Below are 1,768 nucleotides of genomic sequence, written 5' to 3'. Positions count from 1 at the left end.
GAAGTGAACGAATAATGGGATCAAGTTTCCAAGTATGATTGTAAACACGTCTAGCAATATCCGGATGATTCATAACCCTTTTTCTTTCAGTCTCATAGAATCTAAAATTATTGTGCACCAATATGGTCAATATAGGGAGTGCAGAAAATATAACAATTCTGTGGCTTTGAGCAAGAATAAAAAAGCCTGTTATTTTTTCTGTTTTTAAGATTTAAGAATACGTATGATTTCATGTTGACCTATTTTTTTTAACTTTATTCCTGCGTTAAGTTTGGCATATTTCTTACCGTCAACACTAAGCATATTTTCAGATCCCCATTTTACTTTGATAGTATAGATGGCATCATAAAATTTTATTTTTGTTTCATATTTAGGCCAAGAGGAGGGTAAATGTGGTTTTAAAAACAACAGATTGCCTTGACGTTGAATCCCAAGAATGGCTTGTATCGCGGTATGGTAGAACCATCCTGCTGAACCTGTATACCATGTCCAACCGCCTTGTCCACGACGTGGTTCAATGGCGTAGATGTCTGCAGCCATAACATAGGGTTCAACACGATAAACTTCAGGATTTTTACCATGGGTGATTGGATTGATCATAGAAAATAGAGAATAAGCTTTGTCTGCTTCACCCATCTCAGCAAGCGCTAGAATGCTCCAAATAGCACCATGCGTATATTGACCACCATTTTCTCGAATGCCTGGAGGATAACCTTTTATATAACCAGGTTCGAGAGTACTTTTATCAAAAGGAGGCCAAAAAAGACGTATAATGCCGGCTTTTTTGTCCCATAGATGTTCAAGCATAGAAGCCATTGCTTGTTTTTGGCGCTTAAGTGATGCCATTTGAGAAATGACAGCCCAAGATTGCGCAATGGTATCAATTTGGCATTCATCATTTATTTTAGAACCAAGGGGTGTTCCATCATCAAAATAACCACGTCGATACCAAGCGCCATCCCAACCATTTTTTTCTAAAGCTGTAGTCAAATGTTTAAGGTATGCACTCCATGTGTTAGCATGGTTATGGTCGCCACGTTTTTTGGCAAGAGGAATAAATGCTTGTAGTGTAGTGCCAAGAAACCAACCCAACCAAGTACTTTCCCCTTTTTCTCCAATGCCCACTAAATTCATGCCATCATTCCAATCTCCGCCTAAGATGAGAGGAAGACCATGTTGACCACAACGTTTGATGGCAAGATCTAAAGCTAAAGAACAATGTTCATAAAGTGTTGCTGTTTTTTGAGATTGCGTGGGTTGAAAATAAGCATCTTGTTGTTCTATCTCTAGAGGAGGGCCTTCAATGAACGCAATGGGAATATCAAGAAAGTCGTACTCACCAGTGGTGTTAACATAAAGGGCGCTACCATAGGCTAGCCAAACAATGTCATCAGAAATGCGTGTGCGAACGCCTGCGTTGGTGTCAGGCAACCACCAATGCTGTACATCACCTTCGGGAAATTGATGGGCTGCAGCGTTTAACAATTGTTCACGTGCCAGTTGTGGTTCAAGGAGGAGTAAAGACAAGCTATCTTGCAATTGGTCACGGAAGCCAAATGCACCACTAGCTTGGTAAAATCCTGCGCGTGCCATGATGCGGCATGCATAGGTCTGATAAGGGAGCCAATGATTGACCATAATATCAAAAGAGGGATCCGGTGTTTTAACTTGAAAAGGAGAAACAAAATCGCTCCATTGCTGTTTTTGTTTTGTGAGCAGAATTTCAAAATCACTTGCACGTACTTGATTGAGTAATTTTTCAGCTTCT

The 1,768-nt window shown here is 40.2% G+C and carries 1 protein-coding gene; it reads right to left on the bottom strand.

Annotated features, from left to right (window positions below):
• Positions 1–204: 204 nt before the first annotated feature.
• Positions 205–1,768, bottom strand: a 1,564-nt coding sequence (locus ACFIKE_RS10100; RefSeq protein WP_375649718.1) for a GH36-type glycosyl hydrolase domain-containing protein, incomplete at its 5' end; no start/stop codon positions are given.

It is taken from the genome of Bartonella sp. MU70NMGDW (genome assembly GCF_042194085.1).
Classification (GTDB): domain Bacteria; phylum Pseudomonadota; class Alphaproteobacteria; order Rhizobiales; family Rhizobiaceae; genus Bartonella; species Bartonella grahamii.
The sequence above is the reverse complement of the archived record's forward strand: the minus strand, read 5'-3'. Positions and strand labels throughout refer to the sequence as shown.